The organism is Gordonia sp. 11cp (genome assembly GCF_057767225.1).
This window is the reverse complement of sequence record NZ_CM173437.1, coordinates 2,436,825-2,452,213: the sequence shown is the minus strand read 5'-3', so window position 1 is coordinate 2,452,213 and position 15,389 is coordinate 2,436,825. Positions and strand designations below refer to the sequence as shown.

Sequence of the window (15,389 nt, the reverse complement as noted above, 5' to 3'; positions counted from 1 at the left end):
CGCTAGACGGTGTCGGCGTGGCCGAACAGCACCGAGCTCACGAGCGGCGCCATCGGCCCACCGATGAACAACGACGTCCGCGCCTCGGCCACCTGGTTGGTGGACGTGCCCCGGATCTGCCGGACGGCCTCGACAGCCAGATTCAGTCCGTTGATGAACGAGTCCGCGAGATTGCCCCCGCTGGTGTTCACCGGCAACTTCCCGTGTGGGGCGGTCAGATTGTCGACCGTCATCACGGTGCCGGCCGCCTCGCCGGGTGGGCACAACCGGTGATCGATCAGCGCGGCGACCGCCGGACCACTGAAGTTCTCGTACACCTGGACCACGTCGACGTCGTCGGGTCCGAGGCCCGCCGCCGCCCAGAGACGTTCGGCGACACCGGGTTGTCCGTTGTTCGCCGGACCGAAACCGGCCGTCGAATACTGTGCGTCGTTGTCGACCCGTTCGCAGAAGCCGCCCGGCGCTCCTTGCGCACCGGCCAGCACAAACGCCGGGTCACGACGGAGATCCCGTGCACGGTCGGCGCCGACGAGGACCAGCGCGACGGCACCGTCGCTCTCCCGCGAGCAGTCGTAGAGATGGAAGGGCTCGGCGATGAGCCGCGAGGACTCGTAGGTCTCCTCGTCCAGCGGCTTGCCGTGGCCCTGCGCAGTCGGGTTCTGCTGCGCGTGCTGATACGCGGCCAGCACCAGCGAACGCATCGCCGAGCGGGGCACACCGTCGTGCTCCAGCATGCGCTGGGTGCGCATGGCGCAGATCTGGGCCGGCGACCCCACACCGTGTGCGAGGAAGTGAGATCCGTAGTGGTACTTGGCGTATCCGAGGCGCCCGGTGTCGGCCTGCGACATCGCGCGGTACACGACGACGCACTGCGCCTGACCCGACGCGATGGCGACGGCCGCGTTGGTGATCGCGGCCGCCACACTTCCGCCGCCGCCACCCCACATCATGTTCGACCAGCGCAGCTCGTCGATCATCAGCGCCGCGCCGAGGATCGGCCCGTCATTGGAACCGCCTGCGTACGAGACAAATCCGTCGATCTCGCGGGGTGAGACTCCGGCGTCGGTGCAGGCGTCGAGGATCGCCCGGATCGTCATCTGCTGTTCGGTGAACGGCGACTGCCCGCGCTTGTAGTGCGCCTCGGAGACACCGACGACTGCGGCGCCACCACGGATTCCGTTGCTCATCTACGCCCCCCGTCGTTCGACTCGGCCCGTTGCCAACGGAGAAGCGGCCACGGTTCACCGTCGCGTTCCTCGAAGACCCCGACGACGCGATCGCCGATGTGTGGAGTGCGTTCGGGATCGTCGGTCAGCAGGCCGAGGACGCGCCGAGCACCCGCGTTGTCCAGTTCGACGAGCACGCTGACATACGGCAGCCGGTCGGACAGCTCCTGGATGTAGGGATACCAGCTTCGGCTCCAACTGTAGATCGTGCCGACGGGTTCGACTGCCTCCCAGCCTATGTCGAGCGAGTGGCAGTTGCCGCACACCGACTGGGGGCTCCAGATCCAGGTCGAGCAGCTGCGGCAGCGCTGCAGGCGCAACTCGCGCTCGGTCAGCCCGTCCCAGTACGGCTGATCCAGCCCGCCCGCGGCGGGCCCCCAGGGAACGTCGACGGCGGTCATCGCACCGACTCGGGTGCGAAGTTCTCCAGGGCTCCGGCGAGCCATTCGCCGTCCCGACGCTCCCAGATCGAGCGCAGGCCGATCTCGCGCCCCTCCGTGGTGTAGACCGTCTCCCCGATCATGCGGTCGCCGTCGGCCCGGACGCCGACGATCCGGTGCCCGTCCACCGCCCCGCGCGGGACGTCGACGCCGTCGAAGACCGCCGGGATGTTCTCTTGGATCATCTCGGCCACCGCGGCTTTCATGTCTCCGTCGACCACATGGCCGACGTGCCGCTCGTAGCGCGCCCGGAAGTCATCCAGTTCGCTCATCGTGTCTCTCCTCACCGCCGGATCACTGTTCGTCGTCATCGCCATAAACCTTACGGCGTTAGTTATATGTCGTCAATCGAGATGCGCGGAGCCGTCGGCGGCGATGCGCACGCGTCGCCCCTGCGCCTCGGTGCTCGCGAGTTCATCCAGGTCACCGGTATCGGTGACCACCGCCAGGGTGCGACCGTCACCGGGAACGCGACCGGCGACGAACGCCCGCTCGGGAACGCCGGTGCGGTCATAAGCGACGGTCCAGGTCTCGAGTTCGGCGACACCCTCGTGGGAATCGACCACCTCGACCGGCCGCTCGGCACCTGCCCATACCCGATGCACCGCTTCGGTGACGTCGTGCCGACGGAAGCCGGCGGCGGGCGGCTCGGTCGAGTACACGCCGAAGGCGTGTTTGGTCAGGTAGCCGCTGTTCGCGGTCACCATGCCGAAGGTGCCGGGCGACCGGCGCAGCCGAGTGGCCACCGTGGCGATCGCGTGCGTGCTGTAGTTGTTCCACGGACCGCCTGCGAAGGTGAGCCCACCGGTGCACGTCAGCGGACGACCGGGATCATCTGTCGGAACCCCGATCTCGGCAGCGGCGACCTGGACGGCCGAGGGGAAGCACGAGTAGATGTCGAGGTGCTCGATGTCGCCGATTCCGACCCCCGCGAGTTCGAGCGCCCGGGCGGCGCCGATCCGGATCGGCGCCGAACCGTCGAGCGCGGGACGCGCCGCGACCGCGTCGGTGTCCTTGGACTCCGTCCCGCTGTGCGGGAAGACCCAGGACGAGGTCGGCACCCCCAGGCGCTGCGCGGTCTCGACGGAGCACATCAGCAACGCCGCACCCTGATCGACCATGTTGTTGGAGTTCAGCAACTTCGGGTAAGGAGAAGCGATCAGACGGTTGGCGTCGGTCGGGGTCACGATCTCCTCCGCCGCGTAGTTCCGCTGTGTCCACGCGTGCGGATTGCCGGCGGCCACCTCGCTGAACGACGACCACAGCTCGCCGAGCACCTTCTCGTGGTCCGCGATGCTCCTGCCGGCCCCGATGCGCAGAGCCTGCTCGAACAGCGGGTAGACAAAGGACGGCCGGTCCAGCCCGATCCGCCGCTCGCTCTCGGCCTCCATGGGTACATCCGGGACGATGATCGGCGCGGACGGGGTCGAGTCGTCCTGTCGCGTCCATTCCGGCCGTTCCCCTCTGGCGCGGAGTTTCATCCGCGTACGCCAGGCCTCGCCACCGCCGATGAGGACCACATCGGCGCGGCCCGCGGCGATGTCTTCGGCAGCGCCGTTGACCAGCACCTGTGGCGTACTCCCACCGTTCCCGGTGTATCCGGTGTGCCGTGGATGTGCTCCGATCCGTTCGGCCACCAGGGCACCGGGGTCGCGATAGCGCCACGAGAGCAGGCCGACCACGCGGACGGAGTCGATCAGTTCCAGGAGGCGCATCGTCCCCGCTTCGGCAGCCGCCTCGCGCGCCGCACGTGCGATCAGGTCGACCGGCTCGACGCCGCCGTCGCGAGCGGTGATCTGTCCACCACCGACGAGGACGGGCGTGCGGGGATCGATGGTCATCAGGGGCCTGCCTCCAGTTCGACGAGACGGCGGGCGACCGTCACGTCAAATCTAACTTCAATAGATTACCGGCCGCAATCCACCCCTCGTGGATTGCGGCCGGATGGCGTCAGACGCGCGGGAGCACCTCGGTGGGTGCGTCCTGCCAGACCCGATCGTCTCGTCGGCGGCTCGCGACGTCGGCGGCGTGCGCACGGTTCTCACCGCGGATCTGGTCTTCTTGTTCCTGGCTGCGCCGGATCGCCTCCTGGGCACTCGGCGGCAGGTCGGGCAGCATCGCGTGTACGCGTTCGCGGTGACGGGCCATCGCCTTGCGTTCGGGCATACCGGGATTGGGCTGCACCTGCGGGATGATCTCGGTGAAGTCCTCCTTGGTACCACCGCCGGAGATACCCGCGGCCGCCATCGCGGCCTCCTGGGCCACCAGAGCCTCGTCCTTCTCCTCGGACATACCGATCGGACCGAACCGATCACCGGAGAGGAACTGCTTGACCACCGGCTGTTCCGAGGTCAGCAACTGCTCACGCGGACCGAACATCACCAACTCCTTGCGGAACAACATGCCGATGTTGTCCGGAATCGTCCGCGCGATGTTGATGTTGTGCGTCACGATCAAAATCGTCGCATCGATCTGCGCATTGATGTCGATCAACAACTGGCTGATATAGGCCGTACGCACCGGATCCAGACCCGAGTCCGGCTCATCACACAGAATGATCTGCGGATCCAGCACCAACGCCCGCGCCAGACCGGCACGCTTGCGCATACCGCCGGAGATCTCACCGGGAAGCTTGTCCTCGGCACCGGTCAGACCGACCAAGTCGATCTTCTCCATCACGATGTCGCGGACCTCGTTCTCCTTCTTCTTCGTGTGCTCACGAAGCGGGAACGCGATGTTGTCGAACAAACTCATCGACCCGAACAGCGCACCATCCTGGAACAACACACCGAACAGCTTGCGGATCTCATAGAGCTCCTTGGCCGAACACTGCGTGATGTCGGTGCCATCGATGATCACCGACCCCTGCTCGGGATGCAGCAAACCGATCAACGTCTTCAAAAACACCGACTTACCGGTACCCGAAGGACCCAGCAGCGCCGAAACCTCCCCCTCCGGCAGGGTCAGCGACACATCACGCCAAATGTTCTGCGAACCGAACGACTTCGTGAGCCCCTCGACACTGACCTCAACACCCATTGTCTTCCTCCAGATCTCGTCGTCAGTTGCCCGGGACCGGCGGGTCGGCGGGTGCGGGTTGCCCGGCGGGCGGATTCCCGGGGATCGACGGTTCGCCGCCGGGAGCTTCATTTCCCGGGGTCTCGGCATCCAGATTCGATCCCGTGCTGCTGATCGCGGTGATCAGCCAGTTCTGGCTCTTGTCGAGAGTCACCCGGTAGGTCGCGGTGGACTCGATTCCCGACGGGGCCTGGACGTTCTTCGTCTGCACGTTGACGAAAGCGACGACCTGGTACGTGTTGCCGTCGACCGATTCGACCTTGGCCGCGATCGGCTGCGCCGTCGAGGACCACTGCAGCGGGCGCAGCAGCTGTTCCATCTGGGTCGACGCACGCCGAAGTCGTTCCGAGAGTTCGGGGGACGTGCCCTTGGTGAGCAGGGTCCGCCACTCGTCGGGGTTCTCGAAGCTCATGTCGGCGGCGCCGGTGGCGTAGTCCAGCGCGACCTTCTCGGCCGCAGCATTGTCGGCCGCGGTCGCCTCCAATCGACCGACCTCGTCCGACGCGCTCTTCCACTGCCAACCCAACAGCGCCACTGCAGCGATGACGAGCACCGCGACGGCACCGATCACGATGGATCTCAACGACACCGACCGGCCGGCAGGCTTCTTGTCCGGCGTGCGTTCGCTGCGCTCCGCCGCGGTCGAGCCGGTGTCCTCGCCGACGGCCTTCTCGGTAGTCCCCGAGTCTGCCGGCGTCGTGTTCTCGTTCTTGTCGGCCTCGGTCTTGTCGGCCTCGGTGTCCGTGTCGGAAGTGATGGTCTTCGTCATCGCCGATCTCCTGTCGATCTCTGCTGGTTGGCTTGTGTCGGAACGTTTGTCACGTCCGCTGAGGGAATCCCGCTCGCTCTTGCGGGGTCGGTCACCGTCACCCCCCTGCCGGGATGCGGATCTCCACTGCCCCGGAATCGGTCGCGTTGATCACGTTGTCCAGTACCCTGCCGACGTCGACGGTCCGCAGCGCTGCCGCACCCGACCGGGTGGCGGGTAACAGGTTGTCACCGATGATCTTGAGGTCCGCACCGCTGTCGTCGAGGAACTTCTGCAAGGCCGCGACGAGTGGCGTCGCCCCCTGGGTGATACCCGTGTACATCGGCCCACTCCAGTCGATGGCGTCCTTGACGCCCGACTCCAGTTCGGCGAAACCGATTCCGAAGCCGGCCAGGTGCGGCGTTGTCGCGCGCATCAGCCCCGGGATCGCCTCCGAGCGCATGAGCAGCGGCTGCATCGTGGCCAGCAACGTGGTCAGTTCGTCAGCACGAGCCGTGAACTCGGCTGTCAGCAGACGTCCCACCTTGTTGAGGTCCTCGATGACCTCGATCCCGTCGGGCAGTCCCATGTCGAGCTCGGCGAACACACGCTGGACCTTGTCCGGATCGGTTTGTCCGAGCACTTCGGTGACCTGTTCGGACAGGTCCTTGAAAGTGGCCGCGTTGGAGACGTTCTCGCCCTCGATGTAGGCGTTGTCGGCCAGGTAGGGACCGCCGGACGTCGTCGGCATCACCGCGACATAGGCCTCCCCGAGCGCCGAGAGATTGTCCACGCGGAAGTTGCTCTCGACGGGGATGTTCTCCGTCTCGTCGTAGTTCCAGGTGATCTCGGCGCCGCGCGAGGACTGCGAGATCTCGGTGACATGACCGACCTCGATGCCGCGCAACAGAACTCGGGAACCCACGAGGATCCCGTTCGTGTCGGGCACCGTGATGGTCGCGTGCCGGGCCGAGGGCGAGTTCACGTGCAGTCCGACACTGAGTATGTAGGCGATCGACAGCCCCGCGATGGCCAGCATGGCCACCACCGAGACCCTGGTCTTGGTGATCATCGGATCGCTCCCAACATGCGCAGCAGCATCTTCGCGTCGCCCAGCAGTTCCTTCTTGCCGGCCGCCTGCACCGAGGGGGCCTGCACCGAGGCGATGTTGACCGACGGCCTCTTCGCGAACGGGATGAGCGTGTCCTCCAGGAACTTCGCCATCGCCGTCCCGGTCGCGGGCGCCTGGTCCCACATCCCACGACCGGCCTCGGCGGCATCGGCCGTCGAGTTCAGCAGCGGTACGAGGAACAGGCCGCCGGTGAACACCGACCCCACCGAGGGCAGGAGGGTGCTGATGTGGCGAACCAGCGAGTAGGACACCGTCTTCCAATAGTGCTCGGCCTGCTCGGAGAACACGTTCTCGATCTCGTTCCGGCTGTCGGAGAAGGACCCGGCGACCGCGTTCAGGCTGTTCAGTGTGCGGTCCAGTTGCCCGGTGTTGCGCGAGAGATCGTCGAGGTCCTTCGACACCGTGCTCGCGATCTTGCGCACGTCCTTGACCGGCGGCATCGTGCGGTTCAGCGTCGCCATGGTGTCCTGGACCTTCTGGATGCTGCCGCCGTTGATGAAGTACGCGAGGACAGCGATGGTGTCCTCGAGAGGCGGCGGCGATATCGTACGGTCGCTCGGGATGACGCTGCCGTCGCGCAGCAGCTCACCACCGCCTCCCGCCGGCGGTTGCAATGCCAGGTAGGTGTCGCCGAGCGGCGTGTTCTGCCGGATGATCGCCGAGGAATCCGCGGGGACCGGGCGGTCGTCGGTCAGTCCGACCACCACGTCGACGCCATCGTCGGTGGTCTCGGTGGATTGCACCCGGCCGACCTGGATGCCGTTCATCATGACGTCGGCCCCGTCCGGCAAATTGAGCACACTCGCGAACTGGAGTGTCACCTGATAGTCCAGCGGCACACTGCTCTTCACCGACGGCAGCCGGTTGGGACTCAGCGCCGAACAGCCGGTGAGCCCGACCACGAGTGCGAGCATCGCGGCCAGACCGAGCACGGTTCGTCTACCGATCATTTCTGGAGACCTGCCTTCTGCAACAGGATGGACAGTGCGTTGACAGGTGCCGACTTGCCGCCCCCGACGTCGATCTTCGGCGCCACATAAGGCACCGAGAGCGCGCCCGAGACCGACTCCTGTTCGCGCATGGCGGCGGCGACCGACGGTGTCATGGCCACGAGTTGCCCGAGTTCGGGAGCCCGCTGTGCGCCGTAGGCGATGATGTCCTCCACCGGTCCGTGGAGCAGCGGCCACAGGATGTCCTCGCCGTAATTGCGCTGGATGTCGTACATCAGCGCGATCGTCCAACCGATCCCTCGGCAGAACCTCGCGACGTCGTAGAACAGGGTCGTACCGAGCTGGGTGACCGAGGGCATCTGGTTCATGATCGACATGATCTGATCCCAGTTCTTCACGGCGTCGTCGGTCAGCGGTGCCATGTCCCTGATGGACGAACCGATGTCGGCGACGAATGCGTCGGGATTCTGCGCCGCGCGGGCCGCGTTCTCGAACATCCGTGCCGCCTGCGGGCCGGTCCCGGCAAAAGCTCGGTCGGCGCCGTCGAGAGCCGTCTCGAGGTCGTCGCCACCGTTGTCGGACAGCGATTTCAGGAAGTCCGATGCCGACGCGGCGACCTCGGAGATGCTCTTGGGGGTGAACGAGTTCTCCACGCCCACGCACGTACCCTCCTCGAGGGCCGGTCCACCGGTGTAGTTGCCCACCAGCTCCAGACTCCGGTCGGCCAGCAGCGACTTGGATCTGGTCACCGCCTTGACGTCTGCTGGGTACGTGCGACCGGGATCGAGGGCGAAGGTGACCCGTACATGGTCACCTCGGCTCTCTATCCGATCGATGGTTCCGACCCGGATGCCCATCTGTGTCACCGGGTTTCCCTCGTACAGACCGATCGTGTCCGCGATGTCGACGCAGAACCCGTCACCGCCGGGCGCACTGTCGTCGACGCCGGTGGCGCCTGCCGACGTCAATCCGATCGTGGTGATCACGCCGAGCAACACCACCACGGTCCCCAGCGAGATGGCGAGCCGCCGTTTCGAGGAGCCAACGATCGCTCTCATCAGCAGTTCCTTCCGGGGATGGGGATGCACACGTTCTCGGTCCACAGGGTGCCGCCCCCGACCTGCCGCATGCCTTCGGGTGTTATCCACTGCGCCAGCTTCTTCCGCGTCGCCACCAGACCGTCGATGGCCGGCCCGAGTTGTTGTTGCAGGCGGATGATCGTGTCTTTCATCTGGTTCACGTGAGTGGAGACCAGTTCACTGTGGTTGAGGTAGAACCGCATGAACGGGGCCAGCTTCATGAGGACGTTCGCGAACAGTTTGTAGGCGTAGTTGAAGCCCGCGGAGTTCACGTGGTAGGTGCTCACGACCATGTCGATCTTGCGGATCAGCTCGAAGACGAACTCCCGGTTGCCGTTGAACGTCTGCAGGTATTCGGAGGCGAGAGAGGCGATCTGGTGAACCTGGCCGCGCTGTCGGTCGAACACTGAGGTCACCGACTCGAGCCCGTTCACGATCGAACGCAGCGAGGTGTCGTTTCCGTCCAGGGCGCCGGCGACCTGATCCAGGTTCGCATTGACCTCGGTGGTGTCGACCGTGTCGGTCGTGCTGGGCACGGCTTGGATCACGTCACCGATCGAGTACGGCACCGTCACCCGGCCGGTCGGGATCGGGGACTTCAGTTCTTCGCGACCGAGCGGGATCATGGTGATCGCGTATCCGCCCACCGGTGTGAGCATCCGGACCTCCATCTTCGTCTGGTCACCCACGAAGGTCTCTTCGTCTATCCGTGCGGTGACCTTCACCCGGTCGGGTTGGAGGGCCACCTCGGAGACCTTGCCGATGCTGATGCCCGCGACGCGAATGTCCTGACCGGTCTCGATCGCCGACGCATCGGTGACCTCGAAGGTGATCGTCTTCTGGCCCGGTGGGCGCAGGTAGATGATCGCAAGGGTGCCGAGGAGGGCCACCACCACCACGAGTACGACCACGCCGAGTACGCCGTCGTTCGACGTGAACCTGCGAATCCCTTTCTGGTTCATCGATTGCACAGGACCACCTCGCTGCCGGTCATCAGGATTCGGACGTCGGACGGGATGTGTGCGCGTCCGTTGGCGCACTGCTTGCTGAACGATGCATGGGTGTCGATGCCGCGCAGTCCGGCGAGTGCGTTCGGCATCAGCTGGAAGGACTTCAACGCTTCTTGGATGGACGAGAAGGTGGTCTTCAGGAACACGTCGACGTCGAATTCCTCGTTGACACCGAGCGCCACCAGGAGCCTCTCGATCGGTTCGAACAGTGCGGGGCCGGCGCTCGCGGTCACCGCGAACTCGTCCAGCACGGTCATGGCATTGCTGATCGGTAGATCGACCGCCTCCAGGAAGCCCATGACCTGGGGCGACCGGCCGCCCATCGTGTCGGCGATACGGGCCAGATTCGACGTCAGCGTCGAGATGAGCTGCTGACGGTTCTCGGCGAACCTCGCCAGCTTCTGCGTGCTCTCCAGCATCGGCCCGAGTCCACTGCCGTCACCCTGGAGCAGGGCGATGGCGTTCTCACTGAACTGGTTGACCTCGTCGGCGTTCATCGTCGTCAGCACCGGCTGGAGACCGTTGAACAGCGATGTGATGTCGAAGGACGGGACGGTCTGCGCTGTTGTCGCATGGCTCACCATGCGCCCCGTCGTCTCACCGGGCTGCAGGTCCAGATACCGCACGCCGGTGAGATTCTGGTACTTGATCGCCAGGGTCGAGGTCGACGTCAGTTTCTGACTGTCATCCATGGTGAACTCGACGCTTGCGTAGGGTTTTCCGTCGTCATCGCGTTCGAGGTCCACCGAGATGATCTTGCCGATCCGCTTCCCGCGGAATCGGACGTCGCCGTTGTCGTGGAGACCCGATGCGTCGGTGAAGTCGGCACGGTAGGTGACCACACTGGCATCCACCGGATTGCGCATGGCGTTCACGACGAGCACGAACAGCATGACCGTCACCGCTGCGACCACCGCGACCTTGGCACCGGCGACAACTGTGCTGCGAGATGCCATCTCAGTTTCCTCCTGCACGTGGGCCGACTGCACGCATCTTCTCCAGCGGACCCGAGACTGCGGGGACACTGTCGAGCAGGAGGCGCAGTTGCAGCGTCTTGCTCGCGTCGTCGCCTCTGAAACTGTTGCGCAACTGTTCGATTGCCTTTCGTGTCTTCGCCATCGACGCGCCGCCGCCGATCATCTGCGGCACCGGGTCGATCAGGTACTTGAACGACGTGACCAGGGGCGTCAGATCCGTCGCGTGCGACGCGAGGAGCGTTCCGGCCGCGCCGAACAGCCCACCGGAGGCCACGTTCAGTGATCGGTTCATCAGGTCGTGATAGGCCTCGTCGACGCCGCGCGACCCGTCCGGCATCTTGTTGAAGACGCTCTCGGTGATCGCGTAGAGACTCTTCATGGCCTCCCGGTTGAATCCCGGGAACGCCTCGGCGAGGTCGTTCATCTCGCGCAGCAGCGTGCTGGGCATGTGCCGCTGGGTTCGGGCCACCTTGTCCGTGAAGATGATCGCGGTCTCGATCAGCGGCGAGAGACCGTCGGCGTACCGCATCACCTCGTCGAGGCTGTCGATCATGTCCCGCGTCAGGGTCCCGTCCACGACGATCGAACTCCGCTCGATCATGGTCGACATCGTGAAGTCGGGCGCCGCGGAACGGCGGACGGTCTGCCCGTCGGAGAGTTGCGCCCCGCCCGGCATCGCGATCAGGTTCACCGCGGTGACGCCGAAGTAGTTCTGCGGCCGGTAGTCGACCTCGAACGAATCGGTGAGGCTCTCCGCGGCCTGGGCATCGAGCACCACATCGACGTGTACGACGTCGGGATCGGTGGAGTCGATGGCCGTGACTTCACCGACCTCCGCGCCGCGCAACAGGATTCGGCTTCCGGTGTCCACGCCGGGTCCGAGGGCGGGCAACACGAGGTGCAGGTCGGTGCCCTTGGGCGCGGTGGCCCGGGGGTACACCACAGCGAACACCGTGACGATGACCACGAGCACCGCGACCGCGGCGATGCCGGCGTACACGAGAGTCCGGGTCTGGCCTCGAGCATCCCCGCGGATGAAGTCCTGACTGCTGTAAGACGACACATCAACCCCTGAACGGAAGGACCGGATTGAGGCCCCAGATGGCCACGGTCATGAGGAAATTGAGAACAACGATGGCAACGAGACTCGCGCGGATCGCCCGTCCGGACGCAGCCCCGACACCCGCCGGTCCACCGGAGGCGAAATACCCGTAGTAGCAGTGGATGATGGTGATGACCGCGCAGAAGATGAGTGCCTTGGCGACCGACGCCAACAAGTCGGGTATCGACACGAACTGGGCGAAGTAGTGGTCGTAGGTCCCCTCGGGTTGTTCGTGGAAGAGCTTCACGATCAGCCCACCTGTCAGGAAGCTGACGACCAGGGCCATGAGATAGCTGGGCAAGACCACGAGCATCCCGCCGATCAGCCGGGTCCCGACGACGAACGGGATGGCGCGCAGACCCATGGTCTCGGTGGCGTCGATCTCCTCGGAGATCCGCATGGCGCCGATCTCGGCGGTCATGCGGCAGCCCGCCTGAGCCGCGAACCCGATACCGGTGATGATCGGCGCGACGACACGGATGTTGCCGAACGAGTTGATGATCCCGGTGAGGGCGCCGAAGCCGAGCAGGTCGAACGCCATGAAGGCCATGATCGCGACGACCGACCCGACGGCGATCCCGAGGAAGAACATCAGGCTGACCACGCCACCGTCGACGATGATCGAACCGCTACCCCATGCCATGTCGTTCATGGTCTTCATCGTCTGCTTGCGGTAGTGCCGGATCGTCGTGGGCAGCAAGGCGAATGTCTTGCCCACGAACAAGACGATCTGGCCGAAGGTCGCGAACGCGGCGGTGAATCGATCGCTCACCGATCGGCCGACACGGGCCACGATGCTCGGTCGTGAGAGGGCTTCTGTCGTCATCGCGTCACGCCAATCGGGCCGGGAAGAACATGGCCTGCAGCTGACTGACCGCCATGTTCGTCATGAAGATGCACAGGACACTGAGGACAACCGAGGCGTTGACCGCGTTGGCGACACCCTTCGGGCCACCCTTCGCCTCCAGTCCCCGCAAGCTGGCGATCACCACGACGATGAACGCGAACAGGACCGACTTGAGCACGGAGAACATCAAGTCCGTCGGAGTCGCGAAGGTTCCGAAGGACTGCCAGAAGCTGGCCGGGACCACGTCGTTCACATTGGCCGAGATCGCCAGTCCGGCAGCGACACCCGACGCGATGATCATGACGCACAAGGCCGGGGCGATGGCGAGCATCGCCAGGAATCGGGGCACGATGAGCCGCTGGACCGGATTGACGCCGATGACCCGCATCGCCTCGATCTCCTCCCGGATGGACCGCGCGCCGAGGTCCGAGGCGATCGCCGATGCCGCGGCGCCGCTCATCAGGAGGCCGGCCGCCATGGGCGCGCCCTGGTTCACGACACCCAGGCCGGAGGCTGCGCCGGCGAGCGAGTTCGCGCCGACCTGGTCCATGACGCCACCGACCTGGACCGAGACCTCCGCGCCGATCGGGACCGCCATGAGCAGGGCCGGGAGTGCGGTGACCTTGAACAGCTTCCACATCTGATCGATCACCTCGGCGCCGGCCAGACGCATCGAGATCGCGTCGGTGATCGCGAAGCGGATCATCTCCATCGCCAGTCGCGCCGAGCGACCGATGGTCGCCAGACTGCGGGTGATCCGGTCGATCACGCCGCCGCCCACCTTGCGGAGGGCCTCGGCCGATCTGATTCCCGGACTGCGCTCCCCCAGAGCACTGACAGTCATTTGGATCCTCTCGAATTCTCGCGGATACCGCGTCCGCCTCGGTTTTCTGCGCCACAACCGGCCGCCACCTGCCGGGCCGCGCGACGCTCGCGGTGCGCGCCACCGGGCTGAGGCGCGCGTGACATGTGGCCTAAAGCCTTTAGCTCAACTACTGTGATCCCCGCCACTTGCGATCGTTAAGAGGCTAGCAGACATAAGACGTATCTCGTCAAGTGTCAGCAGCTCTGCCATTCCGACGGGCCTCGCCAACGCCCCACGACCCGGCTTCGGCGTCGGCCATATGACCAGTTCAGACCCCATGCGAAACCCAGACCCCCCGGAATCCGCACAGGAGCCGTGCCGGGCACGGCACCTGTGCGGACACACGGACAAATCCTCGCGTTCGCCCGCGGTCGATCACGCAATACCTAATCCTTGTAGTTCATCAGCCCATCAATCGCCGGAGGACCTTCTCCATGGAGCGTCCGTACGGCGGATAGGTTGCGGCGAGGTCCGGGCGGGCGGGTTTGCTCAGGACCGACTTCCGGTGACTGAATGTGTCGAACCCGTTCTTGCCGTGGTAGTTCCCCATACCCGATGCGCCGACTCCGCCGAACGGCAATTCCGGCACCAGCAGCTGATACAGCAGGTGGTTGACCACGACCGAACCGGACGACGTCTGCTCTACCACGAACTCCTCGACCGCCTTCGACTCGGTGAAGAGATAGAGCGCAAGGGGTTTGGGTCGCGCGTTGACGAACGCGGCCGCGGCGGCGACGTCGGGGACCGAGACGAGCGGCAGGATCGGACCGAAGATCTCTTCCTGCATCAGCTCCGAGCCGAGATCGGGGTCGGTGACCAGCGCCGGCTTGATGGTTCGCTTGGCATCGTCGATCTCGCCGCCGTACTGCTCACCGCCGTGCGTGCCGAGAACGCGCCGCAGTCGGTCGACGTGACGCTGATTGACGATGCGGGTGGTGTCGTAGGCGGCGCGCAGCGGCAGCTCCTCGAGCAACCGCCCGACCAGCGCCGGCCGCACCGACTCCTCGACGAGGACATAGTCCGGGGCGGTGCACGTCTGGCCGGCGTTCACCGACTTCGCCCAGGCGATTCGACGCGCGGCGACGTCGAGGTCCGCATCCGCCGCGACGATCACGGGGCTCTTCCCGCCCAACTCCAGCGTGACCGGGGTCAGATGGCGGGCACTCGCCTCCATGACAGCCCGGCCGACCGAGGTCGAGCCGGTGAAGAACGTGTGATCGAAGGGCTGGGCGGCGAGTGAGGCACTGACCTCCGCGTCACCGAGCACGACCGAAACGGCCTCGGTGTCCAGGTACCGCGGCAGCTGCTCGGACAGCAGCCGTGCGGTGGCGGCCGAGAGTTCGGACGGCTTGACCACCGCAGCGTTACCGGCGGCGAGCGCACTCACCAACGGGTGCAAGGTCAGCAGGAGGGGGAAGTTCCAGGCGCCGAGGATGAGCGCGACACCCTTCGGCTCCGAGACCACCCATGCCTTTCCCGGCGCGGTCGCCGCACTCATCCGGACCTTCTCGGGCTTCACCCAACGACCCAGATGCGCGAGGGTGTGCCGGATCTCGTGGCGGACCGGTGCGACGTCGGCCATGAAGGTCGCCATGTGCCCGCGCCCGAGATCGGCTTCGATCGCGGCCGCGATCGCCGGTTCGCACTCGTCGATGAACCGCAGCAGTCCCTCGAGCTGCGCGACCCGCCACGACAGCGGCCTCGTCCGACCGCTGTCGAATGCCCTGCGCGCCAGCGCCAGAGCCGCACCCGGCTCACTGCGCGCCTCGCTCGTCGATATCTCGGTAACGCTCATCGGTGATCGTCGCTTTCTACGTGCTTCGAGGACCTGGCCCTCAGCTGGATGTGCGGTGAGCGTACATAGTGTTCAGACGTGATGTCAATCACTCGGGCGGCCCGAGTGGGACGATTGTCCCGACCAGCATACAAATTGTC

The 15,389-nt window shown here is 65.6% G+C and carries 15 protein-coding genes; all 15 read right to left on the bottom strand.

Annotated elements, in window-relative coordinates:
- Positions 1-2: 2 nt before the first annotated feature.
- Complete coding sequence (locus AC3B6C_RS10905) at positions 3-1,187, bottom strand: thiolase C-terminal domain-containing protein (protein WP_488376000.1); 1,185 nt, start codon at positions 1,185-1,187, stop codon at positions 3-5.
- Positions 1,184-1,627: a Zn-ribbon domain-containing OB-fold protein gene (locus AC3B6C_RS10900; protein WP_488375999.1), complete on the bottom strand. Its 444-nt coding sequence runs from the start codon at positions 1,625-1,627 to the stop codon at positions 1,184-1,186. The genes AC3B6C_RS10905 and AC3B6C_RS10900 overlap by 4 nt, the downstream gene beginning before the upstream one ends.
- The gene (locus AC3B6C_RS10895; protein ID WP_010842885.1) at positions 1,624-1,938 is read right to left on the bottom strand and encodes a hypothetical protein; all 315 of its coding nucleotides are present in this window, start codon (positions 1,936-1,938) and stop codon (positions 1,624-1,626) included. The genes AC3B6C_RS10900 and AC3B6C_RS10895 overlap by 4 nt, the downstream gene beginning before the upstream one ends.
- 72 nt (positions 1,939-2,010) lie before the next feature.
- Positions 2,011-3,507, bottom strand: coding sequence for an acetyl-CoA acetyltransferase (locus AC3B6C_RS10890; protein ID WP_488375997.1), 1,497 nt, complete (start codon positions 3,505-3,507; stop codon positions 2,011-2,013).
- A 109-nt stretch (positions 3,508-3,616) separates the two neighbouring features.
- Complete coding sequence (locus AC3B6C_RS10885) at positions 3,617-4,705, bottom strand: ABC transporter ATP-binding protein (RefSeq protein WP_488375996.1); 1,089 nt, start codon at positions 4,703-4,705, stop codon at positions 3,617-3,619.
- 22 nt (positions 4,706-4,727) lie between these two features.
- The gene (locus tag AC3B6C_RS10880) at positions 4,728-5,513 is read right to left on the bottom strand and encodes a hypothetical protein (RefSeq protein ID WP_488375995.1); all 786 of its coding nucleotides are present in this window, start codon (positions 5,511-5,513) and stop codon (positions 4,728-4,730) included.
- Between the two features lie 97 nt (positions 5,514-5,610).
- Entirely contained in the window at positions 5,611-6,564 is a 954-nt protein-coding gene (locus AC3B6C_RS10875) for an MlaD family protein (protein ID WP_010844073.1), read from the bottom strand.
- Positions 6,561-7,574, bottom strand: coding sequence for an MlaD family protein (locus AC3B6C_RS10870; protein ID WP_488375994.1), 1,014 nt, complete (start codon positions 7,572-7,574; stop codon positions 6,561-6,563). The genes AC3B6C_RS10875 and AC3B6C_RS10870 overlap by 4 nt, the downstream gene beginning before the upstream one ends.
- A complete protein-coding gene (locus AC3B6C_RS10865) occupies positions 7,571-8,632 on the bottom strand; it encodes an MlaD family protein (RefSeq protein WP_488375993.1) in 1,062 nt (353 codons plus the stop codon). The genes AC3B6C_RS10870 and AC3B6C_RS10865 overlap by 4 nt, the downstream gene beginning before the upstream one ends.
- The gene (locus AC3B6C_RS10860) at positions 8,632-9,615 is read right to left on the bottom strand and encodes an MlaD family protein (protein WP_488375992.1); all 984 of its coding nucleotides are present in this window, start codon (positions 9,613-9,615) and stop codon (positions 8,632-8,634) included. The genes AC3B6C_RS10865 and AC3B6C_RS10860 overlap by 1 nt, the downstream gene beginning before the upstream one ends.
- Positions 9,612-10,619, bottom strand: a complete 1,008-nt coding sequence (locus tag AC3B6C_RS10855; RefSeq protein WP_488375991.1) for an MlaD family protein — start codon at positions 10,617-10,619, stop codon at positions 9,612-9,614. Before AC3B6C_RS10855 ends, AC3B6C_RS10860 begins: the two co-directional genes overlap by 4 nt.
- 1 nt (position 10,620) lies before the next feature.
- Complete coding sequence (locus AC3B6C_RS10850; RefSeq protein ID WP_014925258.1) at positions 10,621-11,703, bottom strand: MlaD family protein; 1,083 nt, start codon at positions 11,701-11,703, stop codon at positions 10,621-10,623.
- A 1-nt stretch (position 11,704) separates the two neighbouring features.
- Positions 11,705-12,568, bottom strand: coding sequence for an MlaE family ABC transporter permease (locus AC3B6C_RS10845; RefSeq protein WP_035718004.1), 864 nt, complete (start codon positions 12,566-12,568; stop codon positions 11,705-11,707).
- A gap of 4 nt (positions 12,569-12,572) precedes the next feature.
- Positions 12,573-13,433 carry an ABC transporter permease gene (locus AC3B6C_RS10840; protein ID WP_010844066.1) on the bottom strand — a complete coding sequence of 287 codons (861 nt, stop codon included), beginning with the start codon at positions 13,431-13,433 and terminating at the stop codon, positions 12,573-12,575.
- Between the two features lie 424 nt (positions 13,434-13,857).
- Positions 13,858-15,249, bottom strand: a complete 1,392-nt coding sequence (locus AC3B6C_RS10835; protein ID WP_488375990.1) for an aldehyde dehydrogenase family protein — start codon at positions 15,247-15,249, stop codon at positions 13,858-13,860.
- Between the last annotated feature and the right edge of the window lie 140 nt (positions 15,250-15,389).